Origin of the sequence: Flavobacterium sp., assembly GCF_024305175.1 — a bacterium.
In the GTDB taxonomy this organism is placed as follows: domain Bacteria; phylum Bacteroidota; class Bacteroidia; order Flavobacteriales; family Flavobacteriaceae; genus Flavobacterium.
On record NZ_JAMWYY010000011.1, the window covers coordinates 22731 to 42896 of the forward strand.

A 20166-nucleotide genomic window follows, 5' to 3' on the forward strand; every position below is an offset into this window, starting at 1 on the left:
AATGATTTTATCCGGCAGGGGCAGGTACTCAAGGTATTTAAGGCCTATCAGTGTATTGTTTGATATACTGGTTATAAGCCTGCTGTACCGTTACTTTTTTAAAGACTTGGGTGTAAACAACCTTCACTTTACGGCCTATCAGGTAGCCTGCTGGTCTGTTATATCCTATTTCTCCGGTTTTTACGAAGTTTACCGTTACAGTACCGCAATACAGATTTTTACTAAGCTGGTGCGCCAGGGGATATTGTTCCTGCTTGTGGTAATTGCTTTTTTCCCGTTCCAGAAAACCACAATTTTCAGCGGGCAGAAAATAGCTGAATATATGATTGCCGCCTTTAGTATAATCGGGATCTTTAAATTCCTGCTTTTTTATTACCTGAAAAGATACCGTATTACTACCGGCAGTAATTACCGCAACGTTATAATTGTAGGCTTTACCCCCGAAGCCATTAACCTTAAAGAGCTTTTTGATAAGCGTGTTGATTATGGCTACCGTTTCTTCGGGTATTTTTCTGATACTAAAAAAAATGCACAGATAGTAGGCGGGCTTGATGATATAAAAGACTTTGCCACGCTTAATAATATAGACGACATTTACTGCTCTATCAATGAGCTTGACAATGCCATGCTTAAAGACCTTGTTGAGTATGCCGAGCTAAACAACAAAACCATTAAGTTTATACCCGATACCAAAGAAATCTTCTCTAAGAACCTGCGGGTAGATTATTATGAGGTTTTCCCGGTACTCTCATTACGCAAAACCCCGTTGCATGACCCGGTGGCAAGCCTCATCAAACGCATTTTTGATATTGTATTTTCGCTTTTGGTTGTAACTTTGCTGCTTTCGTGGCTGGTTCCGCTAATGGCAATCCTTATAAAACTCGAATCGAGAGGCCCGGTGTTCTTTAAGCAGAGCAGGGCGGGGGTAAATGGCGAACATTTTTCGTGCTATAAGTTCAGGTCGATGCAGGTAAATAATAATACCGAGCGCATAACCGTTAAAAACGATCCGCGCATTACCCGCATAGGCAAGTTTATCAGGAAAACAAGCATAGACGAAATGCCGCAGTTCCTTAATGTATTGCTTGGAGATATGTCGGTGGTAGGGCCAAGGCCTCACATCGGTTCCATCAATACCATGTACACAGGCAGGATAAAGAAATATTTTTTCAGGCACAGCGTTAAGCCCGGCATCACCGGCCTGGCACAGGTTAGGGGTGCAAGAGGGGAAATAAATGCAGATGAAGACATGATTAACCGTATAAAGTATGATGTGTTTTATATAGAGAACTGGTCGCTGCTGCTCGATTTAAAGATTATAATACAAACCGTATCAAACATGATTACGGGCGATGAAAAAGCATACTAATAACACACAACACAACACAAAATGAATATTTTACTTTTAGGATCGGGAGGAAGGGAACACGCACTGGCTTGGAAGATGCTGCAAAGTCCCAAATGCGATAAGCTTTTTGTTGCGCCGGGCAATGCCGGTACAGCCGCAATAGCCACAAATGTGGATATTAGCCCTGTAAATTTTGAAGCTGTTAAGCAACTGGCTCTTGATAAAGCCATAGATATGGTTGTGGTTGGACCCGAAGACCCGCTTGTAAAAGGCATATACGATTATTTTAAAAACGACAGCCGGCTTAAACATATTCCTGTTATAGGGCCTTCGCAAAATGGGGCACAACTTGAGGGCAGTAAGGAGTTTGCCAAAAAATTCCTGATTAAAAACAATATACCTACTGCTGCCTACAGCAGCTTTAGTAAAGAAACAGCAGAAGAAGGCTGCCGCTTTTTAGAAACGCTTAAAGCGCCTTACGTACTAAAGGCAGACGGGCTTGCAGCAGGAAAAGGAGTGCTTATACTGAACGACCTTGCCGAGGCACAGCAGGAACTGCGTAATATGCTTGTTGGCGCTAAATTCGGGCAGGCGAGTGCTAAAGTGGTTATAGAAGAATTTCTTAGCGGAATAGAACTAAGCTGTTTTGTACTTACTGATGGCAAAGGCTACAAGCTGCTGCCAATGGCTAAAGACTACAAACGTATTGGCGAGGGCGATACCGGGCTTAATACAGGGGGAATGGGTGCCGTTTCGCCGGTTCCGTTTGCAGATGAGGCGTTTTTACAAAAGATAGAGGAGCGTATTGTAAAACCCACCATACAAGGGCTTAAAAATGATAATATAGAGTATAAAGGCTTTGTGTTTATAGGGCTTATAAAAGTAGGTAACGATCCTTATGTTATTGAGTATAATGTGCGTATGGGCGACCCGGAAACCGAGGTAGTAATACCGAGGCTTAAAACCGACCTTGTAGCACTTTTTGAAGCTGTTGCTGAAGAAAGGCTTACTGATGCCACCCTTGAGATTGATGAGCGCAGTGCTACTACTGTAATGGTAGTATCGGGCGGCTACCCGGAAGAGTATGAAAAAGGAAAAGCGGTATCAGGGCTTGCGGATGTAGAAGGTTCGGTTGTGTTTCATGCCGGTACCAAAACTCAAAATCAAGATGTGGTTACAAGCGGCGGGCGTGTGCTTGCGGTAACATCTTACGGGGATACCTGGGCAGATGCCATAAAAAAATCTTACCAAAATATAGAAAAGCTACATTTTGATAAGATGTATTATCGTAAGGATATCGGTTTCGACCTGTAAAACTAAGACAGGAATGAGTGTGCCGTAGTATCCTGCTCGTCGTCGTTATTTTCTTTAAACAGCTGTAACTGCTTAATCCAGTACCATGTAGCTGCACAGCAGATAAGGATAAATATCCAGGTTATAATGTTGGCTATCCACCAGTTATCAAGTTCAAGCTTACGGATAAGGTCAAACGGGATAAACAATATCTCAAAAAGGTAGCCTATTCCTTCAAAAAATGCTCTCATTTTTAAACAAGTATTATATTTACATCCACAAAAGTATATAATTTTTCTACATGTTAGCAAGTGTTTTTAATAAATCGAGGCCTATAAACTATGTATTGATAGGCAGTACACTTGTTATCTTTTATCTTTTATATATTTTTAAGGACGATTACTGGACGCAATATACCTATTTGGCACTGCAAAAAGCAGGTCTGTTCCTGTTGCTGGCCTTTTCGCTTTTTTTGGTAAATTTCGTTACACATAAAAACACCCTTAGCCGTACCAACACCTATGCCATGTACCTTTTCATGGTGTTTTTAATATTGTTTCCCACCATATTGGTAAACACTAACATTATCATTTCTAACTTCTTTCTGTTACTGGCGCTGCGCAGGCTTATCTCATTACAGTCGCTCATAACGCCAAAGGAAAAGATTTTTGATGCTTCCTTCTGGATATTTGCCGCTGCCGTATTCCATTTTTGGAGTGTAATCTATATCATTCTTGTATTTATCTCGATAATATTCCACGTATCGCGTGATTACCGCAACTGGATAATACCTTTTATAGCCTTTTTTGCGGTGGGGGTGCTTTATTTCATGGCAGCGTTAATTATAGATAAAGGCTTTTTCAGCCATGTGCTGGGCGAAATAAGCGTTAGCTTCGATTTTACCTATTTTGAAAATATTTATCAGAATATCGCACTGGCTATATTTGCCTCGGTATCGGTACTGTTTCTGTTTCCGTACATCGTTTCTATAAGCAGCAAGCCGCTTAACCTGCAGTCATCGCACAAAAAAATACTGTTCTCATTTCTTATAGGTGTGGCTATATATGTACTTTCAGATGATAAGAACAACAGCTTTTTGGCGTTTACCTTTGCGCCGCTCGCCATAATGGGAGCCAACTATCTTGAAGCACAACAAAATACCTGGTTTAAAGAAACCGTTACAATTATTATTACAGCCATAGCTATTGCACTGTTCTTAATGCAGTTATAGCTTACTGCCATACGCCAGGTCGCCTGCATCGCCCAGTCCTGGTACAATATATTTCTTTTCATTAAGGCAGTCGTCAAGCGCGGCTATCCAGAGGTGGCAGCTGTCAGGCAGGTGTTCTTCCAGCCATGCAACACCCTCGGGCGCGGCAATAACAACCGCTATGTGTATTTCTTTTGGCGTTTCTTTTTCCATAAGCTGATTAAAAACAGCCACTAAAGACTGACCGGTGGCCAGCATGGGGTCTACCAGTATCAGGTTTTTATTCTCAAAAGAAGGTGCAGCCCTGTACTCTACCAGTATCTCAAAATAATCGTCATTGTTAGGGTGGTGGCGGTATGCCGAAACAAAGCCGTTTTCGGCATCGTCAAAAAAGTTCATGAACCCTGTGTGCAATGCCAAACCTGCCCGAAGTACAGAGCATAGCACGACACCATCTTTAAGCGCCGTTGTTTTTTTTGTGCCAAGCGGCGTGGTTATCTCTACATCTTTATACTCAAGTGTCTTGCTAAGCTCATAAGCCATAATTTCGCCAATGCGCTCTATGTTTTTACGGAAGCGCATGCTGTCTTTTTGCACCTGCACATCGCGCAACTGGCCTACAAAATGGTTAAGTATGCTGTTTTGCTGAGAGATGTAATGTACCTGCATTTGGGTTTTAATATTTGTTTAGCAGGATAAAAGTATTAAAACTATATTTGTAAATAAAATACATCGTATGTTTTCCAGAATAGCATTTCCTGTTTTTGAACAGAGCATTAAAGATTATCATCAGTATGATAATGTAGATCAGCCGATTAACAATCCTTTCCGTAAAGACAAAATAGAGCATCTTTTGTATGCCAAGAACTGGATAGATACAGTGCAGTGGCACCTGGAAGATATTATACGCAACCCGCAGATAAACCCTGTAGAGGCGCTTGCCCTTAAAAGGCGTATAGATGCCAGCAACCAGGAGCGTACCGATATGGTAGAATATATAGACAGCTATTTTTTACAGCAGTACAGTAATGTGCAGGTAAAGGAAACAGCTACCATAAACACCGAAAGCCCTGCATGGGCAATAGACAGGCTAAGCATACTTGCGCTTAAAATATTCCACATGAGCGAAGAGGCTAACAGGCAGGATGCATCGCCGGAGCACAGGCTGAAGTGTACCGAAAAGCTGAACGTATTGCTGGAACAGAAAAAAGACCTTTCATCAGCCATTGATGATTTACTTACCGATATAGAGAATGGCGATAAGTATATGAAGGTGTACAAGCAGATGAAGATGTATAATGATGAAGAGCTTAACCCCGTGCTTTATCAGAATAAAAAGTAATACTGCTTAATGCCGAAAAAAAAGCATATCCTGGTTATCAGGCTTTCTGCCATGGGCGATGTTGCCATTATGGTGCCTGTATTAAGGGCGCTTACAGCCCAACATAAAAAAGTAAGGGTAACTGTAGTATCCAGAAGTTTTTTTAAGCCGTTTTTTAATGGTATAAAGAACGTTAACTTTTTTGCTGCCGAGCCTAACGGAAAACACAAGGGCTTTGGTGGCCTGCTAAGGCTGTTTTCTGATTTAAAAAAGCTGCACGTAACGCACGTAGCCGATTTACATAATGTGCTTCGGAGCAAAGTTATTTCGATGTTGTTCAGGCTGCGGGGCAAGCAGGTTGCCACGCTTGATAAAGCCCGTGCACAACGTGCCGCACTGGTAAGGCCAAATAACAAAGTGTTTAAACCTCTTTTGCCGGTTGTAGGGCGCTATGCTGAAGTATTTGAGAAGCTGGGCTACCCTGTTGACCTAAGCAAAATTGAGTTTCCCGAAAAACAGCATTTTACTGCTGATGTACTGGCAATAACAGGTCCGCAAAAAGGTAACTGGATTGGCATTGCACCTTTTGCAAAGCACCGCTCTAAGATTTATCCTAAAGATTTAATGCAGCAGGTTATAGATGGCCTGGCAAAAGAACCCGGCAACAAAATATTTTTGTTTGGGGCAGGAAGCCAGGAAACAGATAAGCTGGAAAGCTTTGCACAGGATAAAGAAAATGTACTGGTAGTAGCCGGAAAGATGAGCTTTAAGCAGGAACTGCAACTGATTAGCAACCTTGATGTGATGCTTAGCATGGATAGCGGTAATGCCCACATTGCGGCCATGTATGGCGTTAATGTGGTAACGCTATGGGGAGCAACTCACCCGTTTGCAGGTTTTGCACCATTTAACCAGCCCGAAGCCAACACGCTTACTGCCGACAGGAAACAATACCCAAAACTGCCTACATCTGTTTACGGAAATAAAAAAGTACCGGGTTATGAAGATGCAATGCGCACCATAAAACCCGAAGAGGTACAAAATGTAATAAATAGTTATTTAAAATATAACAGGCTATAAAATAAAAACAGCAACTCTAAGAGTTGCTGTTTTTTTACAATGCCATGTATGGTTTCATCTATTTAAAAATATCCTCTTATTTCTTTATTAATTTTTTATGTACAGACATGGTTTCTGTTTCAATAGTAACAATGTACATTCCAGCGGTAAATCCAGACATATCAATATCGTTTACATTTGTAAATGTACCTACCAGTTCCATAGTAACAGAATAAATATTTATTTTCTCAATATTATCTTTGCAAATAATGGTTAATTTATCCGTAACAGGAATCGGGAAAAGGCTGATATAAGCCTGGTCATCAAAATCTCTGTTACGTAGCTGCTCACATTCTTCTATTGACATCGGACCGTCAACAAAAGATTGCGCAGAACGTTCCGAACATCCCCCAACTGTAGTTATTACGCTAAACTCTTCACCATAATAAACAGTATGGGATTGATTTGTAGCTCCGGGAACGGGGTTTCCAAATATGTCTAACCACTGATAACTGTCTGCTTCCTCAGTCCATACAATTCCTTCTTCGTCAGGGCAAAGAAACAAATCAGGAAAAACCTGTGGTGTATGTTCACAAAAAGTTACAGTTTTTTCATATTGTACCTGTACAGTCTCACCGAAAATACATTTAGAAGCGGTTAACTTTATGAGATAAGTACCGTTATCTGCATATTGATGTGTGGGCAGTATTGCGCCTGATTCTGCTCCGTCCCCAAAATCCCATGCAAGGGTATCATAATATTTGCTTTTATTTTGATTAACAATTATCTCGTTATTATTATCCCCTATTTTAAAAGAGAAAAAAGAAGAAGGAGTATAAAGCCCAATAAACCAGTCTTGCTGGTTATCATAAACAATGTCGTTTACGGCATCTTTAATTATTTGCGTATATTCAGTATTCAGCCCCGATGTAAAAGAAATTAATTGTGGGTCTTTCCTGAAAATAGCAGTATAAAAACAACAGGCAGCCAAGTAGGTCCCGTAGGCAGAAGGGTGGCTTCCGTCGGGCGAATACAAATCAATTTCCGGATGGTTATTTTTAATGTAGCTCCATACGGTGCCTACGGGTGCCATTTCTGCTTCAAATAATTCAGATGCTTCCTGGTATCGGCTTGTTATTAAATCCTGCATACCCTGGTAGGTGCATACCGCATTATTTTGAGGACAATTTGCAGCATCGCCGTTTTCATAACCCCAGGTGGCAAAAGAAAGTGTCTGGGCACACGGGCTGTTTAAATGTATATAGTTATTCATAAAATAAAAACCATCCATAAAAGCAGAGGGTACCGGAAAAGAAGGTAGCTGGCTTTGCTCTTGCAATACTATATAGTCCCAGTCTTGTGCAGTGATTTTTGATTGTGTTACAGCATTGTTAGCATGTTGGCTAAGTGTATAACCTCCAATAGTGTTACTGTCATGAATAAGTTGGTCGCCCGCGCTGGCCGCCATGTTCTCCACCATTAAAGGTAAATTGTTTTCATAGGTATAACTGTTCCCTACAAAAAGTACTTTTCTCGTTACCTGAGAAAATGCGGTTTCATTAACCAATAGCAATATGGTTAATGAAATTAATAATTTTGATTTCATCTTTTTCTTTTTTCACCAAATATAATTCATAAATAATTATAAAAATTTGATAAAATGCAAAAAGGCAACATTTTATGTTGCCCTTTCTGTAAGATAAATATTTCTTTCTTAAATATTATACGTCATCATAATCCACATAAATCTCCGGAGAGGTGGGGTGCGCCTGGCAGGTAAGGATGAGGCCTTCGGCTATCTCGCTGTCAGTAAGTATGGCGTTCTTTTTCATCTCGGCTGTACCGCCGGTAATGCGCGCCATACAGCTGCTGCAAATGCCTCCCTGGCACGAGTATGGGGCGTCTAACCCCTGTTTAAGGGCTGCATCCAGGATGGTCATTTTTTGCGACATAACAAAGGTTGTCTCTTCATCGTCAACCAATACCGTAATTTTAGAATGCCCTTCCAGGTTATCATCAATTTTCTTCTCGGCAATCGGTGTAGAGAACAATTCAAACTTTATATTTTTCTCCGGTACGTTAGACTCCCTCAGCACATCATTAACCGTTATTATCATTTCTTCCGGCCCGCACAGGTAAAATTTAGCGAACTCTTTTTCTTTATGCTTATTCTTAATTACAAAGTTTACCACAGAACGGTCTATCCTGCCAAAAAGTGAATCTTCGGCGCGCGCCTTGCTGTAAACAAAATGCACAAAAAAGCGGCCTACATACTGTAGCTGCAGGTCGTGAAGGAACTGGTGGAAAATAGTGTCTTCGGGCGACTTGTTACCATAAACAAGTACAAAGGTACTTTCGGGCTCACCCTCTAAAACCGATTGTATTATGGCAAGCACAGGCGTTATACCGCTGCCTGCGGCAAAGGCTGCATAGTTGCGTTGCCTTTCCGGTTTCGGCTCAAATATAAATTTACCTTCTGGTGTGCCTACCTCCATGGTGTCACCCGCTGCGAGTTTCTCATTTGCATAATCAGAGAAACCACCGTTTTGTACTGCCTTTATAGCTACGCGTAGTTCACCGCTGTTGGGCGAAGAACATATAGAGTATGCCTTACGGACCTCCTGCCCCTCAAACTGGGTTTTAAGGTTTATGTATTGTCCTGCGGTAAATTTATAATCATTGGTAAGGTGTTCAGGCACTTCAAAGGCTATGCTTACTGCCCCGGGCGTTTCCCTTCGTATATCTTTTATTTTTAAAGTATGAAAATCTGACATATTGTATAGAATTTACCTGCAAAATTAAGCATTACTTAAAGTTAAAGCATATATCTTAAAAATTATTTATACATAACTTTATTATGCATAAGAAAATTATGTATATATTTGTATTGATATATCGATAATAAAAATGAAAAACTCACCCCTGTATAAAGGAAGCCTTAACACGATAATCATGAAGCTGCTGGAAGAGAACGGCCGCATGTATGGCTATGAAATTACCCAGAAAGTAAAACTGATTACCAACGGTGAGCTTAGTATTACAGAGGGCGCACTTTACCCGGCACTGCACAAGCTGGAAGCCGAAGGGCTGCTTGATGTTGAGGTAGAGCGTGTAGATAACCGCGTGCGCAAATATTATAAGCTCACAGAGAATGGTGAGAAAGAGACCGTGAACCGTCTGGCGGAGCTTGAAGAGTTTATAAGGAACATGCAAACGCTTGTAAACACGAAACCTAATCCTGACTTACAATTTTAGCTATGAAACTTACACCCGAACAAATTACTGAAATAGACAGAGCCCTCGGCAAAATAGGTATTGCTTATTTAGACATTCGCTGCGAGCTTACCGACCACGTTGCAACACAGCTTGAAGCCGAAGGCGGCGATTTTGAAACAGAGCTTGCCCGTTACATTAAAGAAAATAAAAAGAGCCTTAGGCGCACCAACCGCAAAATGTTCTTTGCCACATCTGCCGGGGCCTATGCAGAAGTGTTTAAAACACTTGCCAGGCCGGGATTCCTTATCTTATTTATTGCTTTCTTTGGTTTAATGCAATTGCTCTTACAGTTTATGGCTGCCGAAAATGTGGGCAGGATAGGCTTTTTTATTTTTTGTATAGTATCATCTTACCTGTCGTTCAGGTTTCTAATACGCACATTTTATACCAGGCGAAGCTACTCCGGGGCAGTAGGCTTCAGTATTTTCAGCCTTGCTATTTTATATATAACCCTTTATGCAGGAGGCTGGCTTGCTGCCACGGGCGATATTGCCGTATCACTTTATTACGCACTCATTAATACTGTTACGCTTGCTATGATAGCAACATCTGAAAAGCAGTACAAACTTTATAAGTCCCGATATGTCTAAGAAATGAATCTGACTAACCAACATATAGAATTTATTGACAACTACCTCCGTAACTCGGGCGTGGTGTATGCCGACATCCGTTTTGAAATGGTTGACCATGTGGCTACCGCGCTCGAACAGCAGGAGGGAGACTTTATGGAGAACTTCCGCCTCTATATGGTGGAGAACAAAAAAAGCCTGCTTAATAATAATACTGTTTTTGCAAAGCAGGCAAGGCGGCGTGCGCTTAAAGCGCTGCTAAAAACTATGGTTAAACCCAGATTTATTGCTGTAACAGCCCTGTTAATGATTATTTTTAAGTTTGCAATTGATGTATATGAACCCGAAACCATAAAAGACGCGCTTACAGTAGTCTATTTGTTTTTGCTGTTTGTAATGGCGCTGTTGGCAAAATTTGGTTTAAAAGGAGGATATTCTAAATTCTCGGTGGTAGATAAACTGGGTTCAGCGTTAACAAGTACGGCTTATATACTTTTTGTACTCATACGCCCCGATAAGCTAATATCAGATAACAACTGGCTCATTGGCTATTATACATTGTTTACGGTTTTTATGTTGTCGGGTATCTACACTTATTATACGCTGGCATCTAAATATAAGCTTTTATATGATGGAAATCGATAACAGAAAAGTATCCGCAGAAGAGGTAGAAAGGCTGTTCCGGTTTACAAGGCAGCATTTTGTAGAGCATTATGACCTGCAGGCAGAGCTGGCAGACCATCTTGCAAATGCCATAGAAGAGCGGTGGCAGCAGCAGCCAGCACTGAGCTTTGAAGATGCTCTTGCCGCCGAATTTAAAAAGTTTGGTGTTTTCGGTTTCTCTGATATTGTGGAGAAACGCCAGAATGCCCTCACCAAGAAATACTACAAACTGCTTTGGGGTTACTTTAAAAACTTTTTCAGGCTTCCGCAGGTGCTGGGCACCCTTGCGGCAGTTGTGGCGGTATATTTACTGCTTGGGCTCTCAGCATATATTTACAGCGCACTACTTTTTATTATTATGGTTTTTAGCGTGGTACGGCTTTTTAAGATAAAGAAAATGTACCACAAGAAGACGCAGTCTACCGGAAAGCGCTGGCTTTTAGAAGATATTATCTTTAGCTGTGGCGGCATTGGCCCTATGCTGTACTTACCTATGCAAATAAACCTGCACATGGAAGGCTATTATCTTTCAGAACCGATAAAATGGGGGCTTGCTGTTTTTATAGTGGTAGTCGTGCTTCTTGAATATACAGCTTTATACATATTGCCGCGCAACGCAGCAAAACACCTTACCGAAACATACCCTGAATACAGGCTTTTACAGTTGTAGCAGAAAATTTTTGTAACTTTTGGTGCCCTTTTGCTACTAACACTATAAAACCACCAGAAAATGTTCAGAAAATTTATCGCTCTCGAGTGGAAAGCTTTTATAAGGTCGTCAGCGCTTACAGGTAATGTGGTGCTAACCGTTTTTAAAGTTCTTGGTGCACTATACTTTATAGCCATATTCCTTGCGTTTGGCTTTGGGGGGTACTACCTGCTGCTTGACATTACTTCCGACCCGCTTGCGGTAGTAAGCAAATACATGCTGTACTACCTTGTTTTCGACCTCGTGTTCAGGCTGTTCCTGCAAAAGCTGCCTGTAATTAATATCCGGCCCTTCCTGCCGCTGCCCATAAACCGAAGCACTATCGTAAACTTTGCAATAGGCAAAACCTTGCTTTCCTTTTTTAACTGGTCGCACCTGTTTTTCCTGCTGCCGTTTACAATTGTTTTGATGAAAGAGGGTTACGATCCGCTAAATGCCATGTTGTGGTTTACAGGTATACTCGCTCTTATTTACTGTAATAACTTCCTTAATATACTTTTAAACAATAAAGACAGTCTCCTGGCAGTATTTACAGTATTGTTGCTGGGCTTTGGCGCGCTGCAGTATTACAGTGTTTTTGATATTACCACCTATACCAGCGTTTTTTACCACGGGCTCTATTCTACCTACTACATGGTTGCTATACCTGTAATTGCGTTGGCTGTATTGTGGGTGCTCACATATAAATACTTTTACGGTAACCTGCACCTTGATACAGGCCTTTCTAAAAAAGAGGAAGAGGCACGCACAGAAAACTACAGCTGGCTTAACCGCTATGGCACACTGGGTACCTTCCTTAAAAACGATATAAGGCTTATAAGGCGCAACAAGCGTTCTAAAACAACGGTAATAATGAGTGTGGTATTCCTGTTTTACGGGCTGCTGTTCTTTACCGGTGCATTAGAAATGTATGACAATAGCATGATGCATATGTTTGCTGCCATATTTGTAACGGGGGGATTCCTGTTTACATTCGGGCAGTTTGTGCCAAGCTGGGACAGCGCCTACTACCCGCTGATGATGAGCCAGAACATACAATACCGCGAGTACATTTCAGCAAAATGGTGGCTGGTGGTAATAGGTACTGTTGCTTCTACGCTTGTAGCTTCTTTTTACCTGTACTTCGGTTGGGAAATTTATGTAATGATTATTGCGGGTGCAGTATTTAATATCGGGGTAAACTCGCACCTTGTACTATTGGGAGGTGCTTATATAAAAACTCCTATAGACCTTGCTTCGAGCAAGCAGGCTTTTGGCGACAAAAAAGCATTTAATATAAAAACCATGCTGATATCGCTTCCTAAAATGCTTGTACCCATGCTGCTGTATGTAATAGGTGAAAAGCTGATTGGCGAATGGTGGGGCAGCATACTGGTTATACTGGCAGGTGTTGCCGGGTTTGCCTTCCGCGACAAGGTATTTTATATGATAGAAAAAGTATATAAGGCAGAAAAATATGCCACGCTGCATTCATACAAACAAAAAAATTAAAACACGCAAATCATGATACAGGTTCATAATCTTAAAAAAGCATATAACGGCGTAACAGTTTTAAACATAGCAAGCCTTGAAATACCTAAAGGAGAAAGTTTTGGGCTTGTGGGTAATAACGGCGCAGGCAAAACAACCTTTTTCAGCCTGTTGCTCGACCTTATTCAGCCATCAGCAGGTTATATAACATCCAACAACATCAAAATAAGCGAAAGCGAAGGTTGGAAACCGTTTACATCTGCTTTTCTTGATGAAACCTTTCTTATAGGGTATCTTACACCTGAAGAGTATTTTTATTTTATAGGAGACCTTCGCGGGCTTAATAAAGCTGACGTAGATGCTTTCCTTACCCAATATGAAGACTTTTTTAATGACGAGATACTCCAGAAAAAGAAATACCTGCGCGACCTGAGCAAGGGTAACCAGAAGAAAGTGGGTATTATTGCAGCACTTATAGGCAAGCCGGAAGTAATTATACTGGATGAGCCTTTTGCCAATTTAGACCCTACCACGCAGTTCAGGCTTAAAAAAGTACTTAAGGAACTCGCAGACGACCCTGAAGTTACCATACTGGTATCGAGCCACGACCTTGCCCACACGATAGAAGTAAGCAACCGCATAGTAGCACTGCAAAAAGGCGAGGTGGTAAAAGATATAAAAACATCGGCCGAGACACTCCGTGAACTTGAAGCGTTCTTTGCCGCTTAAAATACAGTTATCCCTGCCATACGGCAGGGATTTTTTATCCTTCTGCAATTTTGGCACTCACAATTTCCCTCTTATCAAAAAGAAATGTATTTTTACCCCTCTTTATACTAAAATGCATTTTTGGCAGTTAAAAGGATAAAAATTGTATACAATTGAAAACCAGTACCTATAAATATATTCTCCTTTTTGGTGCGGCAGGAGCCTTTTTGGCATGCTCTACTAAAAAAAATGGTTTTGTTAACCGTAATTTCCATGCGGTTACTACAGAATATAATGTGTTATATAACGGCAACATAGCGCTTGATGCAGGCGTTAAAGAACTTAACGGCACCTATAACGATAATTTTTGGGAGGTGCTTCCGGTAGAGCGCATGCAGCCTACTAAGGAAGAAATGGGCCCCGACGGTAAAAAGAATGCCAATTTTGAGAGGGCCGAAACCAAGGCTACCAAAGCCATACAAAAGCACTCTATGTACATTGGCGGCAGCGAAAAAAACCCGCAAATGGACGAGGCGCACCTTTTGCTTGGGCAGTCACGCTACTACGATAACCGTTTTGTTCCTGCATTAGAGGCTTTTAACTACATTCTGTACAAATACCCCACCAGTGATAAGATAGACCTTGCCAAAGTATGGCGTGAAAAGACTAACATGCGCCTGGGCAATGATGAAATAGCCATTAAAAACCTGAGGGAGCTTTTAGCACAGGATAAAGAGTTTGACGACCAGGTATTTGCAGACGCAAATGCCATGCTTGCCGAAGGGTACCTTAAAACAGAAATGCCTGACAGCGCCATAGTAGCGCTTAAAACAGCAGTGGAATATACTACCCGGAATGAAGAAAAAGCGCGCTACCGCTTTATAATAGGCCAGTTGTATGGTAAGACTAAAAAGCCAGACAGCGCTTATGCTTACTTTCAGCAGGTGATAGACATGAAGCGCAAATCGCCGAGAAGGTATGTAATACAGGCACATGCCATGCAGGCAGGCCAGTTTGACTATAAGGCAGGCGATACCCTTGCCTTTATGGAAAAATACCGCGACCTGCTGGAAGACAGGGAGAACAGGCCGTACCTTGATATTATAAACCATCAGGTGGCTTTATTTTACGACCGGCAGGATATAGATGATAAAGCGGTTTATTACTACAACAAGTCGTTAAGGGCTACATCGCAGGACCGTTATATGAGGGCTTCCAACTACAGGAATATTGCCGAGATAAATTTTGAGAATGCCAAATATCCTGTTGCGGGCTTTTATTATGACAGTACCATGACCTACCTCGATAAAATGAGCAGGGAGTTCAGGAGCATCAAAAAGAAAAGGGATAACCTTGCCGATGTAATCAAATATGAAGGCATAGCACAACGCAATGACAGTATTTTGCATGTTGTTTCATTGTCTGAAGCAGGCAGGGTAACCTATTATGAAGAATATATAGAAAGGCTTAAAGCGAAGGAAGAAGCCGAACGCAAAAGGCTTGAAGAGGAAGCACAAAGGCAGGCGAATATAGCGCGTTCCGGCGGTATTCAGCCTATGGGCACACCGGGTGGTAACGACCCGCTGATGGGCTCTACAGTCCCTTTAAATGCAGGCAGTAGCATGAGCGGCCAGAAACAGGCAGGCAGGGAAGGGCAGCTTTCACGCAGGCAGCCCGGCAGCATTGCGCCCGGCGCAACAGGCAGCACAAGTGGCGGTGGGGGTAAATTTTACTTCTATAATACAGCAAACGTTTCATACGGTAAAATAGAATTCCAGAAGAAATGGGGTAATCGCCCGCAGGCCGATAACTGGCGCTGGGCGTCAGAGTTGCGCAATGTGTCCCGCAATAATCAGACTGATGATACAGACACGCTTACTACCGTTGCAGATAATGATGCCGCATTAGCCGAGCCAAGATTTACACCTGAATTTTACATAAGCCAATTGCCGACTTCGCAAACCGTGCTGGACAGCCTTGCAAAAGACCGTAACTTTGCATACTACCAGTTAGGGCTTATATATAAAGAGAAGTTTAAAGAATACCAGCGTGCTGCTGATAAGCTCGAAAAACTTTTGGTAAGCAACCCGGAAGAAAGGCTTGTGTTACCTTCTAAATACAACCTGTATAAAATTTATGAAATCATAAACCCTGAAAGGGCCGAGCTTTACAAAAACCAGATACTGGCGGAATATCCTGACAGCAGGTATGCTGAGATTATCAGGAACCCTGAATTAGGTGCCGGTAAAACCAAAAGCCCTGAAGCGGCTTATGCAGCCTTGTTTAAAAGATATGAGAACGGCGAGGTGCGCGAAGTGCTTCCGCTTACCGAAGAAGCTGTAGATATTTATACAGGAGAGCCTATAGTATCTAAATTTGAATTATTAAAGGCGCGTGCCGACGGTAGGCTTGCAGGTATAGAGGCTTACAAGCAGGGGCTTAATTATGTTGCGCTCACTTACCCTAACAGCGAGGAAGGCAAAGAAGCCGAGGCTACTTTAAAAACAGATATACCCGCACTCGAAAAGCTGGCCTTTGGCGCACCGGCAGGAACCTGGAAGGTAATCTTTAAATTTGATGATCCTAACGACCCGCGCATAAAGCCGCTGAAAGAAAAGATACAGAAGTATATTAAGGAAGGGCTTAATAATAAAATTACCCTTACACAGGATGTGTTTACGGCGGAATCTGACTTTTTGGTGATGCACGGTTTTAACAGCAAAGTAGCCGCAGAGGATGCCATATCAGTACTGAAAGACTATAAAGACTATAAAATTGCCGAAACCCCTTATGTAATTTCAAGTGAAGATTATAAGGTGGTACAGGTAAAGAAAAATTTTACAGAATTTACAGCCATAAAATAAAACACCACACCATGTTCGAAAAAACACCTAAAACAAGCCCCGACCTTGGCAAAACCAACAGGATAGTAGAAGGCACCGTTATAACAGGAGACATAACCTCGCAAGCTGACTTTAGGCTTGACGGAGAACTGAACGGTAATTTTACTTCGGGGGGTAAAATAGTTATTGGCCCTGCCGGTAAGGTTACAGGTGATATTATATGCAAAAATGCCGATATAGAAGGACGCTTTAAAGGCAGGATAGAAGTAGAAGAACTACTTAGCCTTAAAAGCACTGCCGTTATTATGGGAGAGGTTATAACAGGCAAACTTATGGTAGAGCCGGGTGCAGAGTTTACCGCTACCTGTTCTATGAAAAATGCGGTAAAGCAAATATCTAAAGTAAATGAGCAACAAGCGGGATAACAATAACCGCCACAAATGGATTATACTTATCAATATCCCTATACAAATGGGTATAATCATTTTCCTGTTCTCCTGGTTTGGGGGCTGGCTGGATGATGAATACCCAAACCCTAAAAACATTTACCGCATTATATTTACGCTGCTTGGGGTGTTTATAGCCCTGTATAATGTAATAAGGCAGGTAAACCAGCTCAATAAATAACTGTAATGAAAAACAGCATTAAACTTTTTACAGGCATTACCATTGCCGCCCTGATACTTGTTATAGCCAACACTTTACTATACAGGTTTCCACAACTAAGTTCCGCTACAGATAACTTTGTTTACCCGCTTTGGCTTGTGTATCTTTTCTTCTTTGGCTTTACAGTTATAATACTGGCAGTACTTCTTAAAATAAGCGTTAAAAACAAAGAGCAGGTAGGTTATGCGTTTCTTTTTTTAACAGCTTTAAAAATGGCGGCAAGTTATTTTATGGCCCGCCCCATACTTACTAAAACGATTGATGACCCAACCGAGAAGATTAACTTTTTTGCGGTATTCATTCTGTTTTTGGCAATAGAAGCTTATTATACAGCACGTTTATTAAACAATAAGTAACAAACAATTAATCTTGCTGAAATAATCCCAAAATTTTTTCTGCAATCATCTTGCAATGTCGATTAAAAATGTACCTTTGCACAAAATTTCAGGACTGTAAAATTAAGATATAGAATAAGATGGTGTTTTCCGGAAAATTTATCAAGAATACATTAACAGCCCTTATCGCTGTATTTCCTTTGCTTTCTTTCGCTAATCCTTCTGAAGAACCACAGCAGGAACACACGGCAACCGAAGCCCATGCGGCTGAAGGTGCTCACGCTGAAGCGCATGAGCCGGCAGACAAGAAAACCAAGATTAAGGCATTTATAGACCATCACCTTCAGGATTCACATTATTTTACTTTTTTCTCAGATGAAGAAACCGGCAAGCATTATGGTTTTGCCCTTCCTGTAATATTAATAGATAATGGTCTTAAAGTTTTCTCTGCTTCAGAGTTTGGTCACGGAGAAGAAATAGTTGAAAAAGACGGACAGCATTATGCAATGTATCATGACAAGATATATAAAACAGATGCAGAGGGAACACTTAACTTTGACGAGCACCACCACCCTACTAACGAAAAAGCGTTAGATTTCTCTATAACTAAAAACGTAATGACAATGCTTCTTACATCTGTTATTATGTTCCTTTTATTTGTAGGCCTTGCAAAATCATACAAAAAAGGCCCAATACCTACAGGTATGGGCAGGCTGCTTGAGCCGCTTATCGTTTTTATAAGAGATGAGGTTGCCCTGCCAAACATAGGCGAGAAAAAATACAGGAAATTTATGGGTTACCTGCTAACGGTATTCTTCTTTATACTTATCCTTAACCTTTTTGGTTTAACACCACTTGGCATAAACGTAACGGGTAATATTGCTATTACAGCATGCCTTGCATTAATAACATACTTCATCACCCAGTTTAGTGCTAACAAAGATTACTGGAAGCACATTTTCTGGATGCCTGATGTACCTGTGCTTATGAAGATAGCACTTATACCAATTGAGATACTGGGTACACTAACAAAGCCATTTGCACTAATGATACGTCTTTATGCTAACATATCGGCAGGACACATAGTGGTAATGAGCCTTATTGGCCTTATATTCGTATTCAAGAACTGGATTGCAGGCCCTTCATTTTTCGGATTAACATTGTTCATCTCTGTAATAGAAATCCTTGTTGCCTTCCTTCAGGCATTTGTGTTCACCATGCTGTCAGCGCTGTTTATCGGTATGGCGGTACAGGAACACCACCATGAAGAAGACCACGATGCCCATACAGAAGAAGAGCCTATTATAATATAAAACGTAATTTTTTATTCATTTTAAATTAAATTAAGCATGGAAATTCCAGGAATTATTGGAGCAGGTTTAGTAGTAATCGGTGCAGGTCTTGGCCTTGGTAAAATCGGTGGTTCTGCTATGGACGCTATTGCCCGTCAGCCGGAGGCTGCAGGTAAAATCCAGACTGCGATGATCATTATCGCTGCACTTCTTGAAGGTGTTGCTTTCGCAGCGCTTTTCGCAGCATAACAAGAACAAACATACCTGCAGCGGTTGGCTGCAGGTATTGTTTAAAAATCCTGAATTAATTAAAAACTCTTATAACTGAGATATAATGGAAAAGTTAGTAAATGATTTTTCATTCGGACTGTTTTTTTGGCAGGCACTTATTTTTATAGTACTTGTACTGTTGCTGGTTAAATTTGCATGGAGGCCTATTATGACTGCCATTGTTGCAAGAGAGGCCGGTATTGCCGCTGCGCTTGCAGCTGCAGAGGCTGCCCGCAAAGAAATGCAGAACCTGCAGGCTGATAACCAAAGGATACTTCAGGAAGCAAGGGCTGAAAGGGATGCCATGCTGAAAGAAGCCCGTGAGATTAAAGATAAGATAGTTTCTGATGCAAGGGCCGAAGCTCAGGCACAGGGCGAAAAGATGATAGAGCAGGCAAAAGCTACTATAGACAGCGAGAAGAAAGCTGCTATGGCAGAGCTTAAAAACCAGGTTACAACTCTTTCTGTAGAGATTGCAGAGAAGATACTTAAAACCCAGCTTTCTGATGCTGCGGCACAGGCAAGCCTGGTAGATAAAATGCTTGACGACGTAAAACTTAACTAAACCGTAAGGTAATGAAAGGTTCAAGAGCCGCTATACGCTATGCAAAGGCAATACTCGAAATGGCACACGGTGCAGGCAATGCCGCACAGGTGAACGGCGATATGGCCCTTATAGCAAAAACAATTAAGGATAATAAAGAGCTTCAGGACTTTATAGCAAGCCCTAACGTTAAGGCCGAAATGAAAGAATCGGCGCTTAAAGAAATATTTGCGGATTCGCAAAATATTACTCAGGGGCTTTTCAGGCTGCTTCAGGAAAACAAAAGGTTTGGTATACTGGGCCAGGTTGCAGAGCAGTATGCTGTACAGTTTGATGAGCTTAACGGCAGGGAAGATGCTTTTGTAACTACCGCAGTGCCGCTAAGTGCAGCGCTTGAAGCCAAAGTGCTTGCCAGGGCAAAAACACTTTCGGATAAAGAGCTTGTGCTAAAAAATATTGTAGACCCTTCTATCATTGGCGGGTTTATATTAAAAGTGGGAGACAGGCAGTATAACGCATCTGTTGCACACAGCCTTACCGCTTTAAAAAGAGAATTAAGTAATTAATATTTACCACACATAAGTGTTTAA

General features: G+C 41.5%; 23 protein-coding genes. 19 read left to right on the forward strand and 4 right to left on the reverse strand.

The features are described from left to right. Position 1: 1 nt before the first annotated feature. Positions 2-1369 carry an undecaprenyl-phosphate glucose phosphotransferase gene (locus tag Q0K96_RS04300; RefSeq protein WP_297332777.1) on the forward strand — a complete coding sequence of 456 codons (1368 nt, stop codon included), beginning with the start codon at positions 2-4 and terminating at the stop codon, positions 1367-1369. A 21-nt stretch (positions 1370-1390) separates the two neighbouring features. Beyond that, the gene (gene purD, locus Q0K96_RS04305) at positions 1391-2662 is read left to right on the forward strand and encodes a phosphoribosylamine--glycine ligase (RefSeq protein WP_297332778.1); all 1272 of its coding nucleotides are present in this window, start codon (positions 1391-1393) and stop codon (positions 2660-2662) included. Between the two features lie 2 nt (positions 2663-2664). On the opposite strand, the gene Q0K96_RS04310 is transcribed toward purD, so the two are convergent. Beyond that, positions 2665-2892: a uracil phosphoribosyltransferase gene (locus Q0K96_RS04310; protein ID WP_297332779.1), complete on the reverse strand. Its 228-nt coding sequence runs from the start codon at positions 2890-2892 to the stop codon at positions 2665-2667. A 50-nt stretch (positions 2893-2942) separates the two neighbouring features. Here Q0K96_RS04310 and Q0K96_RS04315 point away from each other — a divergent pair, with 50 nt between their 5' ends. After that, complete coding sequence (locus Q0K96_RS04315) at positions 2943-3872, forward strand: DUF6427 family protein (protein ID WP_297332780.1); 930 nt, start codon at positions 2943-2945, stop codon at positions 3870-3872. Here Q0K96_RS04315 and upp read toward each other — a convergent pair. Next, positions 3867-4520, reverse strand: a complete 654-nt coding sequence (gene upp / locus Q0K96_RS04320; protein ID WP_297332781.1) for a uracil phosphoribosyltransferase — start codon at positions 4518-4520, stop codon at positions 3867-3869. The genes Q0K96_RS04315 and upp overlap by 6 nt on opposite strands. Before the next feature lie 67 nt (positions 4521-4587). On the opposite strand from upp, the gene Q0K96_RS04325 reads away from it, so the two are divergent. Then, the gene (locus Q0K96_RS04325; protein ID WP_297332782.1) at positions 4588-5193 is read left to right on the forward strand and encodes a DUF4254 domain-containing protein; all 606 of its coding nucleotides are present in this window, start codon (positions 4588-4590) and stop codon (positions 5191-5193) included. Between the two features lie 9 nt (positions 5194-5202). Then, the gene (locus Q0K96_RS04330; protein ID WP_297332783.1) at positions 5203-6252 is read left to right on the forward strand and encodes a glycosyltransferase family 9 protein; all 1050 of its coding nucleotides are present in this window, start codon (positions 5203-5205) and stop codon (positions 6250-6252) included. Between the two features lie 76 nt (positions 6253-6328). Here Q0K96_RS04330 and Q0K96_RS04335 read toward each other — a convergent pair whose 3' ends face one another. Both Q0K96_RS04335 and Q0K96_RS04340 read right to left on the reverse strand, forming a co-directional pair. After that, entirely contained in the window at positions 6329-7837 is a 1509-nt protein-coding gene (locus Q0K96_RS04335) for a DUF4886 domain-containing protein (RefSeq protein ID WP_297332784.1), read from the reverse strand. Positions 7838-7952: 115 nt separating this feature from the next. After that, positions 7953-9005, reverse strand: a complete 1053-nt coding sequence (locus Q0K96_RS04340; RefSeq protein ID WP_297332785.1) for a ferredoxin--NADP reductase — start codon at positions 9003-9005, stop codon at positions 7953-7955. 133 nt (positions 9006-9138) lie between these two features. On the opposite strand from Q0K96_RS04340, the gene Q0K96_RS04345 reads away from it, so the two are divergent. The 14 genes from Q0K96_RS04345 to atpH all read left to right on the forward strand — a co-directional run bounded on the left by Q0K96_RS04345 (position 9139) and on the right by atpH (position 20142). Beyond that, entirely contained in the window at positions 9139-9486 is a 348-nt protein-coding gene (locus Q0K96_RS04345; RefSeq protein WP_297332786.1) for a helix-turn-helix transcriptional regulator, read from the forward strand. A gap of 2 nt (positions 9487-9488) precedes the next feature. Next, positions 9489-10097, forward strand: a complete 609-nt coding sequence (locus tag Q0K96_RS04350; RefSeq protein ID WP_297332787.1) for a hypothetical protein — start codon at positions 9489-9491, stop codon at positions 10095-10097. 3 nt (positions 10098-10100) lie between these two features. Beyond that, the gene (locus Q0K96_RS04355; protein ID WP_297332788.1) at positions 10101-10721 is read left to right on the forward strand and encodes a hypothetical protein; all 621 of its coding nucleotides are present in this window, start codon (positions 10101-10103) and stop codon (positions 10719-10721) included. Further along, complete coding sequence (locus Q0K96_RS04360) at positions 10705-11409, forward strand: hypothetical protein (RefSeq protein ID WP_297332789.1); 705 nt, start codon at positions 10705-10707, stop codon at positions 11407-11409. The genes Q0K96_RS04355 and Q0K96_RS04360 overlap by 17 nt, the downstream gene beginning before the upstream one ends. A gap of 60 nt (positions 11410-11469) precedes the next feature. Next, complete coding sequence (locus Q0K96_RS04365; protein ID WP_297332790.1) at positions 11470-12939, forward strand: DUF5687 family protein; 1470 nt, start codon at positions 11470-11472, stop codon at positions 12937-12939. Positions 12940-12951: 12 nt separating this feature from the next. Continuing rightward, positions 12952-13647, forward strand: coding sequence for an ABC transporter ATP-binding protein (locus Q0K96_RS04370; RefSeq protein ID WP_297332791.1), 696 nt, complete (start codon positions 12952-12954; stop codon positions 13645-13647). Between the two features lie 152 nt (positions 13648-13799). Then, positions 13800-16490 carry a tetratricopeptide repeat protein gene (locus tag Q0K96_RS04375; RefSeq protein WP_297332792.1) on the forward strand — a complete coding sequence of 897 codons (2691 nt, stop codon included), beginning with the start codon at positions 13800-13802 and terminating at the stop codon, positions 16488-16490. A gap of 11 nt (positions 16491-16501) precedes the next feature. Beyond that, positions 16502-16894 (forward strand): polymer-forming cytoskeletal protein, encoded by a 393-nt coding sequence (locus Q0K96_RS04380; RefSeq protein ID WP_297332793.1) that lies wholly within the window; start codon positions 16502-16504, stop codon positions 16892-16894. Beyond that, positions 16875-17096 carry an AtpZ/AtpI family protein gene (locus Q0K96_RS04385; protein ID WP_223053961.1) on the forward strand — a complete coding sequence of 74 codons (222 nt, stop codon included), beginning with the start codon at positions 16875-16877 and terminating at the stop codon, positions 17094-17096. Before Q0K96_RS04380 ends, Q0K96_RS04385 begins: the two co-directional genes overlap by 20 nt. A gap of 5 nt (positions 17097-17101) precedes the next feature. Next, the gene (locus tag Q0K96_RS04390) at positions 17102-17491 is read left to right on the forward strand and encodes a DUF6168 family protein (RefSeq protein ID WP_297332794.1); all 390 of its coding nucleotides are present in this window, start codon (positions 17102-17104) and stop codon (positions 17489-17491) included. Between the two features lie 119 nt (positions 17492-17610). Further along, positions 17611-18783 (forward strand): F0F1 ATP synthase subunit A, encoded by a 1173-nt coding sequence (gene atpB, locus Q0K96_RS04395; protein WP_297332795.1) that lies wholly within the window; start codon positions 17611-17613, stop codon positions 18781-18783. A 36-nt stretch (positions 18784-18819) separates the two neighbouring features. Next, positions 18820-19011: an ATP synthase F0 subunit C gene (gene atpE, locus Q0K96_RS04400; RefSeq protein ID WP_135218669.1), complete on the forward strand. Its 192-nt coding sequence runs from the start codon at positions 18820-18822 to the stop codon at positions 19009-19011. 85 nt (positions 19012-19096) lie between these two features. Further along, a complete protein-coding gene (locus Q0K96_RS04405; protein ID WP_297332796.1) occupies positions 19097-19597 on the forward strand; it encodes a F0F1 ATP synthase subunit B in 501 nt (166 codons plus the stop codon). Between the two features lie 11 nt (positions 19598-19608). After that, complete coding sequence (gene atpH / locus Q0K96_RS04410) at positions 19609-20142, forward strand: ATP synthase F1 subunit delta (protein ID WP_297332797.1); 534 nt, start codon at positions 19609-19611, stop codon at positions 20140-20142. The last annotated feature ends 24 nt before the right edge of the window (positions 20143-20166 follow it).